General features: G+C 36.7%; 1 protein-coding gene. It reads left to right on the top strand.

What is annotated here, in order from left to right; translation table 11 throughout:
* On the top strand, positions 1-561 hold a 561-nt coding region (locus tag CHRY9293_RS18545), incomplete at both ends, for a condensation domain-containing protein (RefSeq protein WP_162034327.1).

Below are 561 nucleotides of genomic sequence, written 5' to 3'. Positions count from 1 at the left end.
ATCTGATCGGTTTCTTTGTAAATACGCTCGTCCTTCGAGAAGAGATTGATTATGGGGTATCAGTAAGAGATTTTATTTTGCAAGTTTCAGCTTCAGTATCTCAGGCACAGATGCATCAGGATGTTCCCTTTGAGAAATTGGTAGAAGAATTAGGAGTAGTTCAGGATGTATCTCGCCATACTCTATTCCAGGTGATGTTTGGCTTGCAGAGTTTTGGAAGTGAAGTAAAGGATAGGTATGGAGATGATTCATTATTTCAAGAATTCAAAGGAAATGTTTCTTATGATGTAGCGAAGTTTGATTTAAGTGTTATGATAGATGATGGAGGAGATTCTCTTTCAGGAAGCTTTAATTATGCTACCCATCTATTTAAAGAAAGTACGATTGATCATATGATCCGTACGTATGTTTATCTCTTAGAACAGATGGTATGCCATCAAAAAGAAGTTGGCTCAAAGTTACGGCTTGAAGACTTATCTTGGGTAAGAGAAGAAGAGTATAGTGGAGATGGAATCTTCTCCAATCTTTTGGATACTTATTCAGAATATGATACCACGGTTA

Origin of the sequence: Chryseobacterium potabilaquae (genome assembly GCF_902728265.1) — a bacterium.
Taxonomy (GTDB): domain Bacteria; phylum Bacteroidota; class Bacteroidia; order Flavobacteriales; family Weeksellaceae; genus Chryseobacterium; species Chryseobacterium potabilaquae.
Note: the sequence above shows the minus strand (reverse complement) of the source record. Positions and strands in the feature narration are given on the sequence as shown.